Raw genomic sequence first — 18,271 nt, 5'->3', positions numbered from 1 at the left:
TACAGGTGACGGGTCGACGTCGTTCCGAGGTCAGTGCTGGTAGGTGCCGTGCAGGATCGCGCGGGCCGCGGTCTTGAACGCGAGGTTGAACGACACGACGGCCGGCGAGGCGTCGGAGTCGACGCCGAGGGCGGGCTCGGTGACCGCGTGCACGACGAAGAAGTAGCGGTGCACCTGGTCGCCCTCGGGCGGCGCGGCCCCCATGAAGGCCTTCGAGCCGCCGTCGTTGCGGCACATGAACGCCGCCCCGGGCAGGCTCGCTCCCTCGGCACCGGCGCCGGTGTCGAGCGAGGTGACGTCGGCCGGGAGGTCGACGAGGACCCAGTGCCAGAATCCGCTCGGCGTGGGGGCGTCGGGGTCGAAGCAGGTGACGGTGTAGCTCCGGGCGCCCTCGACGGCGTCCCAGGTGAGCTGGGGCGAGGTGTTGCCCGCGTCGGCGACCTGGTCGTCCTTCAGCGGGGCACCGTCGGTGACGTCGGCGCTGCTCACCGCGAAGGACGGCACCGGTGCCAGCAGGTCGTAGGGATTCGGTGTGACGGGGCGTTCGAGGACCATGCCGCCAACGTACGGGATGATGCCAGCCATGGAGCCCGTGGACGACGACCAGCTGTACCCCACCGGCCTCCGCCTCGCCGGCCGGCGGGTGGTCGTGGTCGGCGGCGGGCACGTCGCCCAGCGCCGCGTGCCGCAGCTGATCGCGGCCGGTGCCGACGTCCTGGTCGTCTCGCCCGACGTGACGCCCGCGATCGAGGGCCTGGTGGGCGCCGGTGAGGCCACCTGGGTGCGCCGGGGCTTCGAGGCCGGCGACCTCGACGGCGCCTGGTACGTCGTCGCGGCGACCGACCACGTGGCGGTCAACGACGCGGTCTCGGTCGCGGCCGAGGAGCGCCGGGTCTTCTGCGTCCGCTCCGACGACGCCACGCAGGCGACCGCCTGGACCCCGGCCGTGGGCCGGGCCGCCGGCGTCACGGTCGCGGTGCACGGCGGTCGCGACCCCCGCCGTTCGGTGGCGGTGCGCGACCAGGTGCTCGACGGGCTGCGGGAGGGCACGATCGTCGCGGCCCGGCACCGCGGGGTCGAGGGCGCCCACACCCCGGGCGTCACGTTGGTCGGCGGCGGTCCGGGCGACCCGCAGCTGATCTCGCTGGCCGGACGCCGCGCGCTCATGGAGGCCGACGTCGTCGTGGCCGACCGGCTCGCGCCGCGCGAGCTGCTCGGTGAGCTGCCGAGCGACGTCGAGCTGATCGACGTCGCCAAGCTGCCCCGGGGCCGCTCCGCGCAGCAGGAGGAGATCAACCGGATCATCGTCGAGAAGGCACTCGCCGGGCACCGCGTGGTGCGGTTCAAGGGCGGCGACAACTTCGTCTTCGGCCGCGGCTACGAGGAGGTCCTCGCCTGCCGCGCGGCAGGCGTCCCGGTGACGGTCGTCCCGGGGCTGACCAGCCCGGTCGCCGTCCCCGCGATCGCCGGGATCCCGGTGACCCACCGGGGGGTCGCCCACGAGTTCACCGTCATCTCGGGCCACCTGCCACCCGGGCACGAGCGCTCCCTCACCGACTGGGACGCCGTCGCGCGGCTGCGCGGGACCCTGCTGCTGATGATGGCCGTGGAGCACGGTCCCCAGATCGCGGCCGCGCTGCTCGCCGGCGGGCGGCCGGCGTCCACCCCGGTCGCGGTCGTCAGCGACGGCACGATGCCGGGGGAGCGCACCGTCCTCTCGACGCTCGGCGAGCTCACCCACGACCTGGCCAGCCAGCAGGTCAAGCCGCCGGCGATCATCGTCGTGGGCGAGGTCGTCGCCGTCGCGCACCCGGAGCGGTACGCCGGTGGCTGAGCTCGTCGAGATCGAGGATCCCGCGGACCGGCGCCTGGCCGACTACCGCGACCTGCGCGACGTCCAGCTCCGCAAGACGCTCGAGGCCGAGCACGGGTTGTTCCTCGCGGAGGGGGAGAAGGTCGTGCGGCGCGCGGTCGAGCACGGTCACACGCCCCGGTCCTTCCTCATGGCGCCGCGGTGGCTCGACGGCCTCGGCGACGTCCTGGCCACCACCGACGCGCCGTGCTTCGTGCTCTCGGAGGCGCTGGCCGAGCAGGTCACCGGCTTCCACGTGCACCGCGGCGCCCTGGCCAGCCTCGAACGCCGTCCGCTCCGGTCGGTCGCCGACGTCATCGACGGCGCGCGCTCGATCCTGGTGCTCGAGGACGTCGTCGACCACACCAACGTCGGCGCGATCTTCCGCTCCGGTGCCGCGCTCGGCTTCGACGCCGTGCTGCTCGCGCCACGCGCCGCCGACCCGCTCTACCGCCGGTCGATCAAGGTGGCGATGGGCGCGGTCTTCTCGGTCCCGTGGACCCGCTTCCCCGACTGGGACGACGCCCTGCCCTCGCTCTCCCGCGCCGGCTTCACCACGGTCGCGCTCACCCTCGCCGCCGACTCCGTCCCGGTCGAGGACGCCGTCGCCGGACTCGACCGCGTCGCGCTGGTGCTCGGCTCCGAGGGCCACGGGCTCTCGCCCCGCTGGGAGCGCGCCGCGGACCGCCGCGCGATCATCCCGATGGCCGCCGGGGTCGACTCCCTCAACGTCGGCGCCGCCTCGGCCGTCGCGTGCTACGTGACCGCCCGGCGGTGACGGACCGTCGGCCCGAGCGCGGTCACTCCGCGTCGACCGGCCACCCGGGCGGGTAGTCCTCGGCGGCCGCGTCGTGCTGCTTCTGGAGCTTCTTGCGGGCGCGGGTCGGGATCCGGTCGCCGAAGACGGTGCCGAGGGTGTGGTCGGTCTCGTGCTGCAGGCACCGGGCGAGCAGCCCGTCGCCGGAGAACTCCACCGGCGAGCCGTCGACGCCCGTGCCGGTGACCGAGGCGAAGTCCGGGCGGCCGCAGTCGACGAAGGCGCCCGGGAACGAGAGGCACCCCTCGTCGGCGACCTCGAGGTGCCGGTCCTTGCCCTCGGGCAGGGTGAGCACCGGGTTGCAGACGACGCCGACGGTGCGCACGCCGTCGTCGTCGGGGCAGTCGAAGACGAAGACCGCGCGGTCGACGCCGATCTGGCAGGCCGCCAGCCCGACGCCGTCGGCGGCGTACATCGTCGCGACCATGTCGGCGACGAGGGTGCGCAGCTCGTCGTCGTACGCCGTCACGGGGGCCTGCGGGCGGTGCATGACCGGGGTGCCCCAGCGGGTCATCGGCCGGACGGTGCCGCCGGTGGGCAAGGGGCCGTGGGGAGCGAGTGGTGCGTCGTCGGGCATGGCGCAGATCCTAGGGACGAGCCCGGTGACCAGGGCCACCCGGCCGCCCGTGGCCTTGTGTGTAACTCGGCGTTACAGTAACTCGCATGTCCCTGATCTCCAGCCTGCGACCCGGCGGCCGCCACGGCGTCCCGACCTCGGAGGCCCGCGACCCCGTCGGCTACCTGGTGGCCGGTCTCAGCCGGCTCGCCCAGAGCGACCTCCTCGACCGGGTCGGCCTGCGCAGGCCCGCCGAGCAGGCGGTCCTCACCGTCACCCGGAGCGGGTTCCGCACCGTGACGGCGGCCAGCCGGACCTTCGCCCGCGCCGGCGACCGGGTGCCGGGCGCCCGCCCGGCACCGGCCAGGGGCTCGGGGGTCTTCGACCTGACGCCGACCGAGGACGAGCAGCTGCTCGTCGACGTCGTCACCGAGTACGCCGCCGAGGTGCTCCGCCCCGCGGCGGCCGAGGCGAACGACGCCTGTGCCGCGCCCGAGGCGGCGCTCAGGGCCGGCCTCGAGATCAGGTTGCCGATCCTCGGCCTGCCCGAGTCGCTCGGCGGGATCTCCGAGGAGCGGTCGGCCATGGCGGGCACGCTCGTCGCCGAGGCCCTCGCGCACGGCGACCTCGGGCTCGCCGTCGCCAACCTCGCACCCGGCTCGGTCGCCACCGCGCTCGGCCTGTGGGGCACCGACGCCCAGCAGCGGACCTACCTCCCGGCGTTCACCGGCGACGACGTCCCGTGCGCCGCGCTCGCGCTCACCGAGCCGAGGGTGCTCCTCGACGTCCTCGCCCCGGCGACGACCGCGGTCCGCGACGGCGACGGGTACCGGCTCGACGGCGTCAAGACGCTGGTGCCCCGCGGTGCCGAGGCCGAGCTCCTCGTGGTCGGTGCCTCCCTCGAGGGGCGGCCGACGCTGTTCCTGGTCGAGTCGTCGACCCCCGGCCTCGCCGTCGAGGGCGACCCGGCGATGGGGGTCCGCGCCGCGTCGCTGGCCCGGCTCACCCTCGACGGCGTCCGGGTCGGCGCCGACGCGGTGCTGGGGGAGACCGACGGGTCCACCTACACCGAGTGCGTGCGGCTGTCGCGCCTGGCCTGGTGCGCCCTGGCCGTCGGCACCGCGCAGGCCGTGCTCGACCACGTGACGCCCTACGTCAAGGAGCGCCACGCCTTCGGTGAGCCGATCGCGCACCGTCAGTCGGTGGCCTTCATGGTGGCCGACATCGCGATCGAGCTCCAGGCGATGCGGCTGCTCACCTACAAGGCGGCCGCCCGGGCCGCGGCCGGCGAGGACTTCTCCCGCGAGGTGTCGCTCGCCCGCACGGCGTGCGCCGACCGGGGGATGCGGATCGGCCTCGACGGCGTCCAGCTGCTCGGCGGCCACGGCTTCGTCAAGGAACACCCCGTCGAGCGGTGGTACCGCGACCTGCGTGCCGTCGCCGTCATGGAAGGCACGGTGATCGTGTAGTGGCCATCAACCTCGACGACCCGCGGAAGTTCCGTCCGCTGGTGGGCCAGGCCCACCAGGTCGCGATGAACATGTTGCGACCGATCTCGCGCAAGTACGACCGCGCCGAGCACGAGTACCCCCGGGAGCTCGACATGCTCGCCGCGATGATCGACGGGCTCTCGGAGTCCGGGGCCGGTGAGGGCGCGGGTGCCGCCGGCGTCCGCCGCGAGGACGACGACGCCACCGGCGCGACCAGGAACGGCGCGAACCTGGCCTCGGTGATGTCGATCGCCGAGATGTGCTGGGGCGACGTCGGGTTGCTGCTGTCGATGCCGCGCCAGGGCCTCGGCAACTCCGCGATCGCCTCGGTCGCCGACGACGAGCAGCTCGAGCGCTTCGCCGGCGTCTGGGCCGCGATGGCGATCACCGAGCCCGGGGTCGGCTCCGACTCGGCCAACATCCGCACCACCGCGACCCTCGACGGCGACGAGTACGTCCTCAACGGCGAGAAGATCTACGTCACCTCGGGCGAGCGCGCCGACCACGTCGTGGTCTGGGCCACCCTCGACCGCGACCTGGGACGCGCAGCGATCAAGTCGTTCGTCGTGCCGAGGGGGACGCCGGGCATGCGCGTGGACCGCCTGGAGCACAAGCTGGGCATCCGGGCCTCCGACACCGCGACGATCATCTTCGAGGACTGCCGCGTCCCTCGTGCGAACCTGCTCGGCTCGCCCGACGTGGACACGAGCGGTGGCGGTTTCGCCGGGGCGATGGCGACGTTCGACAACACCCGGCCGCTGGTCGCGGCGATGGCCGTCGGGTGCGCGCGAGCGGCGCTCGACCTGACCCGCCAGCTCCTCGCGGACGCCGGCGTCGTGGTCGACCACGACCGCGCGGCGACCCTGCAGTCGGCCGCGGCGGCGCGGCTGCTGCGGATGGAGTCGGACTGGGAGGGTGCCCGACTGCTGATGCTCCAGGCCGCCTGGATGGCCGACAACCGGAGGCCGAACTCCCTGGAGGCGTCGATGGCCAAGGCGAAGGCCGGCCGGGTGGGCTCCGACATCACCCTGGGCTGTGTCGAGCTGGCCGGGACGATCGGCTACAGCGAGACCGAGCTGCTGGAGAAGTGGGCGCGTGACTCCAAGATCCTCGACATCTTCGAGGGCACCCAGCAGATCCAGCAGCTCATCGTCGCCCGACGGGTCCTGGGGCTCTCCAGCGCCGAGCTGAGGTAGCTCAGGACGGGCTGGGCGGGCGGTCGTCGAGCTGGCTGCCCATCGCGTCGGCGACGTCGGACGGGGTCACCTCGACCTCGTCGGCGCTCGCGGCGGCGTCGATGTCGGTCACCGGGGCCGGGACGTCGACGGGGTCCTTGGCGGGGCTATCAGCGGGGGCCTTCGTCGAGGCCTTCACCGGGGTATCAGCGGGGGCCTTCGCGGGGGCCTTCGCGGGGGCCTTCCGCGCCGGCGTGGCGCGGGCCGTGGGCCGCGGGTCGGGCGCAGCCGCCGGGACGCCGACGGGGCCCTTCGCGGGCGCCTTCCGCGTCGGCGTGGCGCGGGTGGCCGGCCTCGGGTCGGGCGCCGGCTGGGCCTTGGTCGGGAACGGCGCGGGCTCGTCGGGGCGCTGTCCGCCGATCGTGGCCTTGACGAGGCCGACGGCCCCGCCGAGGAGACGCAGGGGGAGTCGCACGAGGGAACCGACGGTGCTGAGGAGGGCCATGCCCCCACCGTCGCACGTCACCGGGCGCGGGGGTCCGTCCCACCGGGTGAGCGGGGCGCCGCGAGGTCAGCGGCGCGGCGGCAGCTTCCCGCCGGGGGCGTCCGACGGCTTCCGGGTCGCGGCCGGTGCGGGCTTGGCGACCGGGCGCTGGTGGGGGACGTTCTTGGCGATCGACGCCGGCGTCGGCACGTCGCCCGTCGGCCCGCCCGTCTGCTCGTTCCCCGCCTTGTGCGTCGGTCGGGTCTCCGGCTCGGTCCTGCCGGGCGGAGCCACCGCCGGCTCAGCCGTCGCGCCGGTCCTCGTGGGCGTCGGCGCGGCGGTCGGTGCGCCGGCCTTGCGCAGCCGGTCGCGGACGTCGTCCGCCGCCCTCAGCACCATCGGGGTGGCCGTGCGCACGGCCCGGTCACCGACGTGGAACGCGGTGGTGGCGGCCTGCCTGAGCTTCGCGAACGCGGGGTTGGGCACGGGGCGGCTCCTCTGTTCGTGGTGCGGGGGGAGGGATCCGTCGATCAAAGCACAGCGCCGGTGGGCCCGCAGGGGTGCGGACCCACCGGCGGCGGGTGGGGCGGGCCGACGTCAGGAGACGGCGCGGAAGGGGTCGTGCTCGGCGAGGAGGCGGTCGACGCGGGCCTGGTCGAGACGGTGGACCACGGACTGGCTCTCCTGGTTGTCACGCACGCACTTGGCCAGGGTGAAGGCCGAGGTCGTGAGGAACAGCGTCCCGATCGCGAGGAAGGCCTTGGCCCACGGGTCGGCGTCCAGGTAGAGGATCGCGAACATCAGGGCCAGCAGGGACACGGCGAAGGAGATGCCGGCCATGGCGAAGAAGGCGTTGGTGTTCTTGGTGGGCGTCTGGTTCGTCATGACCAGAAGACTGCTGCGGATCGAGCCCCGGGAAGCGTGCCGAGGTACTCGACCCGCCTGAGTACGTGCACCCACCCGCTCGGGAGCATCTGGCACGGTGGGCGACATGAGCGACACGAGCGAAACGAGCGAAGACGCCGGCAGCGGCACCGACGAGCGGACCGAGGTGATCGTCTCCGTGCTCGGTGACGCCTTCGCCCCGTTGATGGAGGCCGACCCGGCGGCGTTCCGCGCGAAGTACCGGACGATGGCCCGCGACCCGCACGCCTTCTACCGCGGCACGGCGTGCCTGTTCTTCCACGACGTCATCGCCGGCGGCGACGACGACCCGTTCGCCACGGGTGACGCGGCCCGGATCTGGGTGCACGGCGACCTGCACGTGGAGAACTTCGGCACCTACCTCAACTCCGACGGCCGCCTGGTGTTCGACGTGAACGACTTCGACGAGGCCTTCCTGGGCAGCTACACCTGGGACCTGCGTCGCTTCGCGGCGTCGCTGGCGCTCGTCGGCTGGCAGAAGGCACTGCCCGAGGAGGACGTCGCCTCGCTGACCGAGCGCTACGTCCGGGCCTACCTCGCCCAGGTCGCGGCGTACGTCGAGAGCCCCACCGACGACGACTTCTCGCTCCACCTCGACAACACCGAGGGTCCCGTGCGCGACGCCCTCATCACGGCGCGGCGCCGCCGTCGCGCCGACCTGCTCGACGCCAACACCCGCGAGGTCGACGGCACCCGCCGGTTCCGCGACGACGACCCGACGATCCGCCGGCTCGACGACGGCGAACGGGCCGCCGTCGTCGAGGCGTTCCAGCGCTACCTCGACACGATCCCGCCGCGTCGTCGCGCGGAGAGGGACCTGTTCTACGACCTGCGTGACGTGGCCGGGAAGTCCGGGTTCGGGATCGGGAGCGCCGGGCTGCCGGCGTACAGCCTGCTCGTGGAGGGCTACAGCCAGGCCCTCGACAACGACGTCCTGCTGTCGATGAAGCAGGCCAACGTGCCGGCCATCAGCCGGTTCGTGGACGCCGCCGCCGTCGGGCGCTACTTCGACCACGAGGGGCACCGCACCGTGGTGAGCCAGCGCGCCCTGCAGGTGCACACCGACCCGATGCTCGGCTACACCGACCTCGACGGCGTCGGGTACGTCGTCTCCGAGGTCTCGCCCTACGAGGTCGACCTCGACTGGAAGGACCTCACCGAGCCCGCCGACATCGAGCAGGTCGTGGACCTCCTCGGTCGCGCCACCGCCAAGATCCACTGCGCCTCCGACGAGGACAGCGACCAGGACCTGGTCGAGTTCCAGGTGGAGGAGGCGATCGTGGCGAGCGTCGACGGCCGCGACGACGACCTCGTCGCCTGGGTCGTCGACTTCGGGCGCACCTACGCCGAGCGGGTCCGCGCCGACCACGCCACCTTCGTCGCGGCCTTCCGCGGAGGTCGGATCGGCGTCTCCGCGACCTGACCGCCGGGGTAGTCCCGGACGATCGGCCCCGGTTCTCGGCGAGAACTGGGGCCGATCGTCCGGGACTACCCCCGACGCGGGGGTCGGACCACGGTGGCCGGGCCGGACGGCGTCCCGTCGAGGTGGGCGGGCGGACGGTGGCCGGCGAGGGCGAAGGCGGTGTCGATCGCGCGCCGGCAGGCCTCGACGCGCTCGACCGGCACGAGGGCGATCGCGGAACCGCCGAACCCGCCGCCGGTCATCCGGGCCCCGAGGGCGCCGGCCTGGACGGCGGTGTCGACGACGAGGTCGAGCTCGGCGCAGGAGATCTCGAAGTCGTCGCGCATGGAGACGTGCGACGCGGCGAACAGCACGCCGAGACGGGCCCAGTCGCGCTCGCCGATCGCGGCGACGGCCTCCTCGACGCGGGCGTTCTCGGTGACGACGTGGCGGGCCCGCCGGCGCAGGACGTCGTCGTCCAGCCCCTCGACGGCGTCGAGCGTGGCGTGACGCAGCGACCGGACGTCGAGGGCCCGGGCCGCCTGCTCGCACTCGTCGCGCCGCGAGCCGTAGCCGCCGTCGGTCAGGGCGTGCGAGACCCGGGTGTCGACGACGACCAGCGCCAGCCCGTCGGCCGCCAGGGCGAACGGCACCACGCGCGGGTCCGCGCCGTCGAAGTCGAGCAGCAGCGCGCTGTCGGTCCGGGTGAGCAGCACGGCGCTCTGGTCGAGACCTCCGGTCGGTGCCCCGACGACCTCCGACTCGGCCCGCCGGCAGACGGCGACGAGGTCGCGGCGGACGGCGTCGTCCAGGTCGCGGCCGGCCAGCCCGACGACGGCCGCGGCGACCGCCGCCTCGAGGGCGGCCGAGCTCGACAGGCCGGCGCCCACCGGCACCGTGCTGTCGACCTCCAGGTCGAGCCCGGGGACGTCGTACCCGGCCTGGTCCAGCGCCCACAGCGTGCCCGCGGCGTACGCCGCCCAGCCGTCGACCCGTCCCGGCCCCGCGTCCTCGAGGGTGCCCTCCCACGCGCCCGCGGACCCGTCCTGCTGCGCGCTGACGATCCGGAGCCGACCGTCGTCGCGCCGCGTCGCGCGCGCCGTCGTGACGTAGGGGATCGCGATCGGCAGGCAGAGCCCGTCGTTGTAGTCGGTGTGCTCACCGATCAGGTTCACCCGCCCCGGGGCGGTCGCCGTGGTCACCACGGCTGCCACTCTAGGAGCGTGAGCGAACCGAGTCCCGAGCTGGTCGAGCTGGCGCACCAGGTCCTCGACCTGGCCAGGCACGGGGAGGTCGAGCGGCTGCTGGGCTACGTCGACGCCGGGGTGCCGGTCGACCTGACCGACGCCGGCGGCAACACGCTGCTCATGCTGGCGTCCTACCACGGGCACGCCGCGGCGGTGAGCGGCCTCGCGGAGCGCGGCGCCGACGTCGACGCCCTCAACGACCGTGGTCAGTCGCCGCTGGCGGGAGCCCTGTTCAAGGGTGAGGACGCCGTCGTCGCCGCCCTGCTGAGCGCCGGTGCCGACCCCGACCTCGGGACGCCGACCGCCCGCGCGACCGCGGAGATGTTCGGCCGCCCGCTGTGACGGATTAGAGTCCCGGCACGTGCAGTTCCTCAGCGACGTGCCCCCGGCCCACGACCTCACCTACGACGACGTCTTCATGGTGCCGGGCGCGAGCTCGATCGCCAGCCGGTACGACGTCGACCTGGCCACCACCGACGGCACCGGGGCCACGCTCCCGCTCGTCGTCGCCAACATGACGGCGATCGCCGGCAAGCGGATGGCCGAGACCGTGGCGCGGCGCGGCGGCATCACCGTCATCCCGCAGGACATCCCGACCCCCGTGGTCGCCGAGGTCGTCGGCTTCGTGAAGTCGCGGCACCTGGTCTTCGACACCCCCATCGTGCTCCGCCCCGACCAGACGGTCGCGGAGGCGCTCTCGCTGATGCCCAAGCGGGCTCACGGCGCCGCGGTGGTCGTCGTCGACGGACGTCCGGTCGGGGTCGTGAGCGAGGCCGACTGCCGCGAGGTCGACCGGTTCACCCAGGCCGGTCAGGTGATGCGGCCCGCGAGCGTGGTCATCGGGGCCGGCACCGACCCGCGCGACGCGTTCGACCGCCTGGACTCCACCCGGGCCGCCCTGGCGGTCGCCGTCGACGCCGAGGGCAGGCTGCTCGGCGTCCTGAACCGGCTCGGCGCGCTGCGCGCCACGCTCTACCAGCCCGCCACCGACGCCGAAGGCGGACTGCGGGTCGCGGCCGCCATCGGCGTGAACGGCGACGTCGCCACCAAGGCCGCCGAGCTCCTCGCCGCCGGTGTCGACTGCCTGGTCGTCGACACCGCGCACGGCCACCAGGACCGGATGCTCGAGGCGCTGCGCGCCGTCCGGGCGCTCGACCCGGCCGTCCCGGTCGTGGCCGGCAACGTGGTCTCCGCGGGCAGCACCCGCGCGCTCGTCGAGGCGGGCGCCGACATCGTCAAGGTCGGCGTCGGCCCCGGGGCGATGTGCACGACCCGGATGATGACCGGCGTCGGGCGACCCCAGTTCTCCGCCGTCCTCGAGTGCGCCGCTGCCGCCCGCGAGCTCGGCGCCCACGTGTGGGCCGACGGCGGCGTCCGGCACCCGCGCGACGTCGCGCTCGCCCTCGCCGCGGGCGCCTCGTCGGTGATGATCGGCTCGTGGTTCGCGGGTACCCACGAGTCGCCCGGCGACCTCACCGAGGACGCCGACGGGCGCGCCTACAAGGTGTCCTTCGGCATGGCCTCGGCCCGCGCCGTCGCGAACCGCACGTCGACCGAGTCGGCGTACGACCGGGCCCGCAAGGGTCTCTACGAGGAGGGGATCAGCTCCTCGCGGATGTACCTCGACCCGGCGCGCCCGGGCGTGGAGGACCTGATCGACCAGATCTGCTCGGGCGTCCGCTCGGCCTGCACGTACGCCGGAGCCGCCAGCCTCGCCGAGCTGCACGAGCGGGCGGTCGTCGGTGTGCAGTCGGCGGCCGGCTTCCACGAGGGTCGTCCGCTCGCCACGAGCTGGTAGGCGGGGCCGGACCGCGGTCAGCCCCGGCTGGAGCGGGCCGAGCGCCCCCGCACGACGCCGACGAACGCCTGGCAGCGCTCGTCGTCGTGCTCGACGAGCCAGGTGAGACCGATCGTCGTCGGCGCGACGTCGACGACCGGACGGGTCACGACGTCCTTGCGGTTGAAGAGCCTCGCCACCGACATCGGGACGATCGCCACGCCGGTGCCGGCCGCCACCGTCTCGACCGCGTCGCGCTGCGACATGGCCGGCCAGGCGAGCTGGTCGGCGTCCGGTGTCCAGCCCGAGGGGTGCGGCAGCACCAGCTGCTCGCCGGCCAGGTCCGCCAGCTCGACCTCGTCGGCACCCGCGACGAAGTGGTCGACGCCGGCGACGACGACCGCCACCTCGTCGTACAGCGGCACGCAGTGGACGCCGTCGCGGTCGACGGGCAGGCGCGCCAGGACCATGTCGAGGGACCGGTCGCGCAGCCGCGTCTCCTGCTCCTCCTCGGTCACCGGCACCAGCTCGAGCGGCTCGCGCCGCCGCTCACGCCAGGTGCGCCCCCACTTGTCGGGCGTGGCGCCGGTGACGAAGCCGACACGGAACGGCGCTGGGCGGGCCGTGGGGGTGGTGGTCACCGCCGCAGTCTCCCGTACGTTCGAGCAATGCGCGTCCTCGTCGCCGGTGCCACCGGCTACATCGGCTCCCGGCTGGTGCCCGTCCTGGTCGCCGCCGGCCACGACGTGGTGGTCGGCGCGCGCGACCTCGACGCCATCGACCGCTTCGCCTGGTCCGACGACGTCGAGCGCCGTCACCTCGACGTCGAGGACACCGTCTCGGTGCACCTCGCCGTGCGCGGGGTCGACGCCCTCGTCTACCTGGTGCACTCGATGGGCGCGGGGGAGTTCGTGCGCCGCGACCGCGAGGCCGCCGAGTACGTCGTCGACTCGTGCGCCCGCGCCGGGGTCGAGCGGATCGTCTACCTGTCCGGGCTGTTCCCCGACGGCGACCTCTCCGACCACCTCCGGTCCCGGCACGAGGTCGAGCAGATCCTCCTTGACGGCGAGGTGCCGGCGACGGTGCTGCGCGCCTCGATGGTCCTCGGCGCCGGCTCGATGTCGTTCGAGGTGATGCGTCGCACCACCGAGCGGCTCCCGCTGACGGCGCTGCCGACGTGGATGTCGGGCCGGATCCAGCCGATCGCCGCGGAGGACGTCGTCCGCCTGCTGGTCGCGGCGCTCGACGGCTCCCCGCGCAACCGCTCCTACGACGTGGGCGGCGACGAGGTGCTCGCCTACGCCGACCTGCTCGCGCGGTTCGCGAGCCTCGCGGGTCTCGAGCGACCGCAGGTGCCGGTGCTGCTCGCGCCGGTGTCGCTGGTGGGGGAGGCCGTCGCGGCGATCACCGGCATCCCGCGCTCGACCGTGCGCGCCCTCGTGCACAGCCTGTCGCACGACATGCTGGTGCGCGACGACGACGCCCGCCGCGACCTGTCTCCCGGCGTGTCCTACCTGTCGCTCGACGAGGCGGTCCTTCGTGCCCTCGCCGGCAGGACGGACGCGACCTCGCCCGGCGGGGACCTGCAGGGTGGCGCCGACAGCGACCCGGACTGGGCCGGCTCGACACGCACGAGCGTGTGAACCAATCTCGCCGAACAGGTTCTGGATGCGCCTGAGCCGGGTACACGTTGCCTGACGGTCGCTTGCTCGCTGTTGCAAATCCACGAAATCCCCACATTCAGGCAACTTCCCGCATATTTGTTGGCACATTCGGGCACAATGGGCCCGTGCATCCGTCTGAGCGCGTCACGCCCGACCTCCGGGTGCGGGCGAAGAACATCGACGCGGCCCTCGTGGGGTCGCGCATCAAGTACGCCCGGCAGCGCGCCGGGCTCACGCAGGGTGAGGCCGCCGGCGACCACATGTCGACGGCCTACATCTCCCGCATCGAGGGTGGCCAGCGGCGTGCGAGCGCCGAGCTCCTGGTCCTGCTGGCCGATCGGCTGGGCTGCGACCCCGACGAGCTGCTGGCCCCCGACGAGGATGCCGCCGCTGCCGAGCTGCTGGCCCGCCTGAGCCTCGAGGTCGACTACGTCGAGCTCGACCTGCGCACCGGGCAGTCGGGATCGGCGCTGAGTCGCGTCGACCGCCTGCTCGCCGAGGACGACGTCCCCGACGAGGTCGCGGTCCGGGCGCGCTACCAGCGTGCCCTCGCGCTGGAGGCGAGCGGCCGGCTCGCCGATGCGATCCTCGCCCTCGAGGACGTCGTCGGCGCCGTCACCGACGGACTGCCCCTCATCCAGGCCCTGATCGCCCTGAGCCGCTGCTACCGCGAGGAGGGCGACCTCGCCCGGGCCTGCGAGGTCGGCGAGCGTGCCGAGCAGCTCGTCGACTCGACCGAGCTCCGGGGCAGTGCCGAGGGCATCCAGCTGGCGGTCACCGTCGCTGCGGCGCACTTCGAGCGGGGCGACATCAACTACGCACTGCGGCTGTGCGAGCGCGCCGTCGAGAGCGCCGAGCTGCTCGAGTCGCCGACCGCGCGTGCCTCGGCGTACTGGAACAGCAGCATCGTCCACCAGCGCCAGGGCAACATCTCGGCTGCGCTACCCCTCGCCCAGAAGGCGGTCGCGCTGCTCGACCAGAGTCACGACGCCCGCAACATGGCGCGGCTCCGGCTCCAGCTGGGGTTGCTCCAGCTCAAGATGGACCCGCCCGAGGTCGACGGTGCGTTCCTGAACCTGACCCAGTCGAGCGACGAGATGGCCTTCACCGACGCCAGCGTCGTCGACCGCGGTCGCGTCCAGCTCGGGCTCGCCAAGGCGCGACTGCTCATCGGAGATGCCGAGGAGGCGGAGCGCCTGGCCGAGGACTGCTTCGAGAAGACGCGTGACACCAGCCTGATGCTGGCCTCGGAGGCACGACTCGTGCTCGGTCAGATCGCGATCCATCGAGGGCACGTCGAGCAGGCGGTCGAGTTCTTCCGCCACGCGATCGTGATTCTCGATGGTGTGGGAGCCGGACGTGAGTCCGCTCAGATGTGGTTCGAGCTCGGCACCCTGCTCCAGCAGCACGGAGCGATGGACGACGCACTCGATGCGTTCCGACGGGCCGGAGCGTCGACGGGTCTCACCCAGCCGGCGACCGTGTCGTCGAGGACGGCGGTCGGAACGGGATAGGTCAGCAGCACCAGCTGGAGCCCTCGCGCTGCACCGGGCCGTTCTTGCCGGGCGCCTTGGCGTCGGCGGTCGTGGCGGCCACCGAGCCGACCGTGAGCGAGCCGGCGAGCAGGGCGGTGACGACGAGGGCGCGGAACTTCGACATGGGGTTGTCTCCTAGGTAAAAGGGGCGCGACCGGTACGGTCGCGCCTGGATGCTGGTTACATTTTGTCAAAGAATGTGGCAAACGTCTGCGTCTTGGTGAACAAATTTTCGAGGGGGGTTTGGCGATGGCACGCACATCCCCGTCACGCCCGCGTGAGATCTCCCTCCACGCGGCCGGCCGCGCCTCGCGAGCGACGTCGGAGACGACGAGCATCACCGATGCCGTCCGGCTCGACAAGAGCGGGCGCTACGAGATTCCGGTCGTGCGTCGGACCCGGGTCCAGGCGCGCCAGCAACGCCTGCGTGAGACCGGCACCGTGCTGCTCATCGGCGCCACCGTCTGGGCCTCCGCTACCGGTGTCACCTGGTGGCGCGACGGGGACGTGCCCGTGCCGGTCCCGGGGGTCCGGCTCGACCAGCCACCGCCGGCGTCCGCCGCTCCCGCGGTCTCCCCGGACCGGATGAGCCAGACCCTCGCCGCCGTCCTGCCCGCCCGCGTCAGGGAGCAGGCGCGCGTCTCGCCGGTCTCGGGCGGCACCCGCGTCGACGCCACCGCGGGCGCCGGCGGCGCCCCGGTGGTCGTGCGGGTCGGCCGCGTCGAGGTCGACGACGGCACCGGCACCAGCACGGTCCGGGTCGAGGTCGGTACGACGCCGCCGGCACCCCCGTGCGCTGCGCCGTGCACGATCTCCGGTGCGTCGTGGACGCGCGCCTACCGGCTCGACGACGTCCTCGTCACGGTGCGGCTGTCCGGCGACCGGGACCCTGCCGGCCTCGACGAGGCGGGCCGGACAGCGATCGCGGAGGACCCGGTCTGGCTGCCCTGACGCAGTGACCTGCCTCGGCGCACCCGGCACCGGGCGTGCCCCGCACCCGCCCACCACGCACGGGAGCCCGGGCCGGTCCTCGACAGGACCGACCCGGGCTCGTCTCGCTGGACGCCCGCAGGGCTGGGATCAGACCAGGTCGTAGCGGTCGAGGTCCATGACCTTGACCCAGGCGGCGACGAAGTCGTGCGTGAACTTCTCGGCGGCGTCGTCGCTGGCGTAGACCTCGGCGAGCGCGCGGAGCTCGGAGTTGGACCCGAACACCAGGTCCACCCGGCTGCCGGTCCACCGCTGCTCACCGCTGGCGCGGTCGACGGCGCTGAAGCCGTCGTCGTCCCCGTCGATGCCCGTCCAGTCGACGTCGGTGGACAGGAGGTTGAGGAAGAAGTCGTTGCTCAGGGCGCCGACCCGGTCGGTGAGCACGCCCTTGGCGTTGTCACCGGTGTTGGCACCGAGCACCCGCAGGCCGCCGACGAGCACGGTCATCTCGGGCGCCGAGAGGCCGAGCAGGTTGGCGCGGTCGACGAGACGGTACTCGCCGGGCAGGCGACCCTCCTTGCCGAGGACGTTGCGGAAGCCGTCGCTGGTGGGCTCCAGGTGGCTGAAGGACTCGACGTCCGTCTGCTCCTGCGTCGCGTCGGTGCGGCCCGGCGTGAACGGCACCTGGACGTCGTGGCCGCCGTCCTTGGCGGCCTGCTCGACGGCTGCCGCGCCGCCCAGGACCACGAGGTCGGCCAGCGAGACCTGCACGCCGCCGGTCGCAGCAGCGTTGAAGTCGGCCTGGACGCCCTCGAGGACGCGCAGCACCTGGGCGAGCTCGTCGGGGTCGTTGACCGGCCAGCCACGCTGCGGCTCGAGGCGGATGCGACCGCCGTTGGCGCCGCCGCGCCTGTCGCTGACGCGGTGGGACGACGCCGCGGCCCAGGCGGCCTTGACCAGCTGGGGGACCGTCAGGTCGGTGGCCAGGATCGTCGCCTTGAGCGCGGCGATCGCGTCGGCGTCGACGACCGGGTGGTCGAGGGCCGGCACGGGGTCCTGCCAGAGCAGCTCCTCCTGGGGCACCCAGGGACCGAGGTAGCGCTGCTTCGGGCCCATGTCGCGGTGGGTGAGCTTGTACCAGGCGCGGGCGAACGCGTCGGCGAACTCGTCGGGGTTCTGGTGGAAGCGGCGCGAGATCTCCGCGTAGACCGGGTCCTCGCGCAGCGCGAGGTCGGTGGTGAGCATCGTGGGGCGGCGGTTGAGCTCGCCGGTCTCCGGGTCGGGGATGGTGTCGGCGGCGTCGTCACCGACCGCCTGCCACTGCCACGCACCGGCGGGGCTCTTGGTGAGCTCCCACTCGTGGCCGAAGAGGTTGTCGAAGAAGCCGTTGCCCCACTGCACGGGCGTCGAGGTCCAGGTGACCTCGAGGCCGCTGGTGATGGTGTCGCGGCCCTTGCCGGAGCCGAAGCCCTGCTTCCAGCCGAGGCCCTGCTCGAGGATCGAGGCGCCCTCCGGCTCGGGACCCACGTGCTGCTCGGGATCGGCGGCACCGTGGGTCTTGCCGAAGGTGTGACCACCGGCGATCAGCGCGACGGTCTCCTCGTCGTTCATCGCCATCCGGCCGAACGTCTCGCGGATGTCGCGGGCCGAGGCGAGCGGGTCCGGGTTGGCGTTCGGGCCCTCGGGGTTGACGTAGATCAGGCCCATCTGGACCGCGCCGAGAGGACGCTCGAGCTCGCGGTCACCCGTGTAGCGCTCGTCGCCGAGCCAGGTACGCTCGGGGCCCCAGTAGACGTCCTCGTCGGGCTCCCACACGTCGGCGCGACCGCCGGCGAAGCCGAAGGTCGTGAACCCCATGGTCTCCAGGGCGCGGTTGCCCGCGAAGACCATCAGGTCGGCCCAGGAGAGACGCGAGCCGTACTTCTTCTTCACCGGCCACAGCAGGCGACGGGCCTTGTCGAGGTTGCCGTTGTCGGGCCAGCTGTTGAGCGGCGCGAAGCGCTGCATGCCGGCTCCGGCACCGCCGCGCCCGTCGCTGACCCGGTAGGTGCCGGCGCTGTGCCAGGCCATGCGGACCATCAGGCCGCCGTAGTGGCCGAAGTCGGCGGGCCACCAGTCCTGCGAGTCGGTCATCAGGGCGTCGACGTCGCGGGCCAGCTCGTCGAGGTCGAGGCTCTCGAACGCGCTCCGGTAGTCGAAGTCGTCGCCCATCGGGTTGGCGACGCCGGGGTGCTTGCGCAGGATCTTGAGGTTGAGCTGGTTGGGCCACCAGTCGGTGTTGCTCGCGCTCTCGGTGGGATGACCCATCCGTCCGGCGTGCACCGGGCAGCCGCCGGCGGCCTCGGTGTTCATGTCAGCTTCGACGGTCTCGTGATCGTGCTGGGACACAGGCATCTCCTCGTGGTGGTGCTGGTCGGT

General features: G+C 73.5%; 19 protein-coding genes. 10 read left to right on the top strand and 9 right to left on the bottom strand.

Annotation, left to right across the window (positions count from 1 at the left end; genetic code table 11):
* Window positions 1-30: 30 nt before the first annotated feature.
* Window positions 31-555 carry a YbhB/YbcL family Raf kinase inhibitor-like protein gene (locus tag E4623_RS08505; RefSeq protein ID WP_134766070.1) on the bottom strand — a complete coding sequence of 175 codons (525 nt, stop codon included), beginning with the start codon at window positions 553-555 and terminating at the stop codon, window positions 31-33.
* 28 nt (window positions 556-583) lie between these two features.
* On the opposite strand from E4623_RS08505, the gene cobA reads away from it, so the two are divergent.
* Together cobA and E4623_RS08495 are read left to right on the top strand one after the other, a co-directional pair.
* The gene (gene cobA, locus E4623_RS08500) at window positions 584-1,834 is read left to right on the top strand and encodes a uroporphyrinogen-III C-methyltransferase (protein ID WP_134766069.1); all 1,251 of its coding nucleotides are present in this window, start codon (window positions 584-586) and stop codon (window positions 1,832-1,834) included.
* Complete coding sequence (locus E4623_RS08495) at window positions 1,827-2,630, top strand: RNA methyltransferase (RefSeq protein WP_134766068.1); 804 nt, start codon at window positions 1,827-1,829, stop codon at window positions 2,628-2,630. The genes cobA and E4623_RS08495 overlap by 8 nt, the downstream gene beginning before the upstream one ends.
* Before the next feature lie 22 nt (window positions 2,631-2,652).
* Here the strand turns inward: E4623_RS08495 and def are convergent, their stop codons facing one another.
* Window positions 2,653-3,246 (bottom strand): peptide deformylase, encoded by a 594-nt coding sequence (def, locus tag E4623_RS08490; protein WP_134766067.1) that lies wholly within the window; start codon window positions 3,244-3,246, stop codon window positions 2,653-2,655.
* Between the two features lie 86 nt (window positions 3,247-3,332).
* On the opposite strand from def, the gene E4623_RS08485 reads away from it, so the two are divergent.
* Together E4623_RS08485 and E4623_RS08480 are read left to right on the top strand one after the other, a co-directional pair.
* Complete coding sequence (locus E4623_RS08485) at window positions 3,333-4,694, top strand: acyl-CoA dehydrogenase family protein (RefSeq protein ID WP_134766066.1); 1,362 nt, start codon at window positions 3,333-3,335, stop codon at window positions 4,692-4,694.
* The gene (locus tag E4623_RS08480; RefSeq protein WP_209020574.1) at window positions 4,694-5,911 is read left to right on the top strand and encodes an acyl-CoA dehydrogenase family protein; all 1,218 of its coding nucleotides are present in this window, start codon (window positions 4,694-4,696) and stop codon (window positions 5,909-5,911) included. Before E4623_RS08485 ends, E4623_RS08480 begins: the two co-directional genes overlap by 1 nt.
* 1 nt (window position 5,912) lies before the next feature.
* Here E4623_RS08480 and E4623_RS08475 read toward each other — a convergent pair whose 3' ends face one another.
* The 3 genes from E4623_RS08475 to E4623_RS08465 all read right to left on the bottom strand — a co-directional run bounded on the left by E4623_RS08475 (window position 5,913) and on the right by E4623_RS08465 (window position 7,259).
* Window positions 5,913-6,395: a hypothetical protein gene (locus E4623_RS08475; RefSeq protein WP_134766065.1), complete on the bottom strand. Its 483-nt coding sequence runs from the start codon at window positions 6,393-6,395 to the stop codon at window positions 5,913-5,915.
* A 66-nt stretch (window positions 6,396-6,461) separates the two neighbouring features.
* The gene (locus tag E4623_RS08470; RefSeq protein WP_134766064.1) at window positions 6,462-6,860 is read right to left on the bottom strand and encodes a hypothetical protein; all 399 of its coding nucleotides are present in this window, start codon (window positions 6,858-6,860) and stop codon (window positions 6,462-6,464) included.
* A gap of 111 nt (window positions 6,861-6,971) precedes the next feature.
* Window positions 6,972-7,259 (bottom strand): YiaA/YiaB family inner membrane protein, encoded by a 288-nt coding sequence (locus E4623_RS08465; protein ID WP_134766063.1) that lies wholly within the window; start codon window positions 7,257-7,259, stop codon window positions 6,972-6,974.
* A gap of 106 nt (window positions 7,260-7,365) precedes the next feature.
* Between E4623_RS08465 and E4623_RS08460 the strand changes: the two genes are divergently transcribed.
* Window positions 7,366-8,721 (top strand): DUF2252 domain-containing protein, encoded by a 1,356-nt coding sequence (locus tag E4623_RS08460; protein ID WP_134766062.1) that lies wholly within the window; start codon window positions 7,366-7,368, stop codon window positions 8,719-8,721.
* 65 nt (window positions 8,722-8,786) lie between these two features.
* Here the strand turns inward: E4623_RS08460 and galK are convergent, their stop codons facing one another.
* Complete coding sequence (gene galK, locus E4623_RS08455; RefSeq protein WP_245154973.1) at window positions 8,787-9,905, bottom strand: galactokinase; 1,119 nt, start codon at window positions 9,903-9,905, stop codon at window positions 8,787-8,789.
* Window positions 9,906-9,923: 18 nt separating this feature from the next.
* Here galK and E4623_RS08450 point away from each other — a divergent pair, with 18 nt between their 5' ends.
* Together E4623_RS08450 and E4623_RS08445 are read left to right on the top strand one after the other, a co-directional pair.
* Window positions 9,924-10,289 carry an ankyrin repeat domain-containing protein gene (locus tag E4623_RS08450; protein WP_134766061.1) on the top strand — a complete coding sequence of 122 codons (366 nt, stop codon included), beginning with the start codon at window positions 9,924-9,926 and terminating at the stop codon, window positions 10,287-10,289.
* A 19-nt stretch (window positions 10,290-10,308) separates the two neighbouring features.
* Window positions 10,309-11,745 carry a GuaB1 family IMP dehydrogenase-related protein gene (locus tag E4623_RS08445; RefSeq protein ID WP_134766060.1) on the top strand — a complete coding sequence of 479 codons (1,437 nt, stop codon included), beginning with the start codon at window positions 10,309-10,311 and terminating at the stop codon, window positions 11,743-11,745.
* 17 nt (window positions 11,746-11,762) lie between these two features.
* Here the strand turns inward: E4623_RS08445 and E4623_RS08440 are convergent, their stop codons facing one another.
* Complete coding sequence (locus tag E4623_RS08440; RefSeq protein ID WP_134766059.1) at window positions 11,763-12,365, bottom strand: LysR family substrate-binding domain-containing protein; 603 nt, start codon at window positions 12,363-12,365, stop codon at window positions 11,763-11,765.
* Window positions 12,366-12,392: 27 nt separating this feature from the next.
* Between E4623_RS08440 and E4623_RS08435 the strand changes: the two genes are divergently transcribed.
* Both E4623_RS08435 and E4623_RS08430 read left to right on the top strand, forming a co-directional pair.
* A complete protein-coding gene (locus tag E4623_RS08435; protein ID WP_134766058.1) occupies window positions 12,393-13,367 on the top strand; it encodes an NAD(P)H-binding protein in 975 nt (324 codons plus the stop codon).
* A 146-nt stretch (window positions 13,368-13,513) separates the two neighbouring features.
* Complete coding sequence (locus E4623_RS08430; RefSeq protein ID WP_167736536.1) at window positions 13,514-14,902, top strand: tetratricopeptide repeat protein; 1,389 nt, start codon at window positions 13,514-13,516, stop codon at window positions 14,900-14,902.
* 1 nt (window position 14,903) lies between these two features.
* Here the strand turns inward: E4623_RS08430 and E4623_RS22565 are convergent, their stop codons facing one another.
* Window positions 14,904-15,047, bottom strand: coding sequence for a hypothetical protein (locus E4623_RS22565; RefSeq protein ID WP_167736535.1), 144 nt, complete (start codon window positions 15,045-15,047; stop codon window positions 14,904-14,906).
* A 125-nt stretch (window positions 15,048-15,172) separates the two neighbouring features.
* On the opposite strand from E4623_RS22565, the gene E4623_RS22560 reads away from it, so the two are divergent.
* Complete coding sequence (locus tag E4623_RS22560; protein WP_167736534.1) at window positions 15,173-15,874, top strand: hypothetical protein; 702 nt, start codon at window positions 15,173-15,175, stop codon at window positions 15,872-15,874.
* A 129-nt stretch (window positions 15,875-16,003) separates the two neighbouring features.
* Here E4623_RS22560 and katG read toward each other — a convergent pair whose 3' ends face one another.
* Entirely contained in the window at window positions 16,004-18,247 is a 2,244-nt protein-coding gene (gene katG / locus E4623_RS08425; protein WP_209020573.1) for a catalase/peroxidase HPI, read from the bottom strand.
* Between the last annotated feature and the right edge of the window lie 24 nt (window positions 18,248-18,271).

The sequence above is a fragment of the Nocardioides sp. 1609 genome (assembly GCF_004522105.1).
Taxonomy (GTDB): domain Bacteria; phylum Actinomycetota; class Actinomycetes; order Propionibacteriales; family Nocardioidaceae; genus Nocardioides.
The sequence above is the reverse complement of the archived record's forward strand: the minus strand, read 5'-3'. Positions and strand labels throughout refer to the sequence as shown.

What these genes read in the sequence shown, in the direction of transcription:
- E4623_RS08475 (WP_134766065.1), bottom strand. Translation starts at nt 6,395, where the DNA reads ATGGCCCTCCTCAGCACCGTCGGTTCCCTCGTGCGACTCCCCCTGCGT.
- katG (WP_209020573.1), bottom strand. Translation starts at nt 18,247, where the DNA reads ATGCCTGTGTCCCAGCACGATCACGAGACCGTCGAAGCTGACATGAAC.
- E4623_RS08485 (WP_134766066.1), top strand. Translation starts at nt 3,333, where the DNA reads ATGTCCCTGATCTCCAGCCTGCGACCCGGCGGCCGCCACGGCGTCCCG.
- E4623_RS08435 (WP_134766058.1), top strand. Translation starts at nt 12,393, where the DNA reads ATGCGCGTCCTCGTCGCCGGTGCCACCGGCTACATCGGCTCCCGGCTG.
- E4623_RS08460 (WP_134766062.1), top strand. Translation starts at nt 7,366, where the DNA reads ATGAGCGACACGAGCGAAACGAGCGAAGACGCCGGCAGCGGCACCGAC.
- E4623_RS22565 (WP_167736535.1), bottom strand. Translation starts at nt 15,047, where the DNA reads ATGTCGAAGTTCCGCGCCCTCGTCGTCACCGCCCTGCTCGCCGGCTCG.
- E4623_RS08465 (WP_134766063.1), bottom strand. Translation starts at nt 7,259, where the DNA reads ATGACGAACCAGACGCCCACCAAGAACACCAACGCCTTCTTCGCCATG.
- def (WP_134766067.1), bottom strand. Translation starts at nt 3,246, where the DNA reads ATGCCCGACGACGCACCACTCGCTCCCCACGGCCCCTTGCCCACCGGC.
- E4623_RS08505 (WP_134766070.1), bottom strand. Translation starts at nt 555, where the DNA reads ATGGTCCTCGAACGCCCCGTCACACCGAATCCCTACGACCTGCTGGCA.
- E4623_RS22560 (WP_167736534.1), top strand. Translation starts at nt 15,173, where the DNA reads ATGGCACGCACATCCCCGTCACGCCCGCGTGAGATCTCCCTCCACGCG.
- cobA (WP_134766069.1), top strand. Translation starts at nt 584, where the DNA reads ATGGAGCCCGTGGACGACGACCAGCTGTACCCCACCGGCCTCCGCCTC.